The following is a 312-nucleotide window of genomic DNA, read 5'->3' on the forward strand; positions in this document are numbered from 1 at the left end:
CACGCTGCAGAGTCGCTAGAGCCAGGCAAGCCGACCCTGCACCAGTCCTATAACAATCCCGCAGGCACTGGCCGAGCGGAGGGCGACCCCAACATCTACAAGGGCGACCAGATCAACTTCTACGTCAATGACGGAGGCCCCTACCGCCTCGAAGCAGACATGCTCGCCGGACACGTCGAAATTGAACTCATGCCCTCCTCCTATGTCATCGAGTACGGCAACGGCGACACAGATACCAACTACACCGCAGGCAAACCGGTCACCACCTACCCTCGTGAGCGTCCGAGGCAGACGGATACCAGCTACGCCTAC

Annotated in this window: 1 pseudogene; it reads left to right on the plus strand. The window is 59.9% G+C overall.

The features are described from left to right. Positions 1–312 (plus strand): annotated as a pseudogene (locus tag HMPREF2779_RS09225) (peptide ABC transporter ATPase); the annotation flags it as partial.

The sequence above is a fragment of the Rothia sp. HMSC069C03 genome, from assembly GCF_001811075.1.
In the GTDB taxonomy this organism is placed as follows: domain Bacteria; phylum Actinomycetota; class Actinomycetes; order Actinomycetales; family Micrococcaceae; genus Rothia; species Rothia mucilaginosa.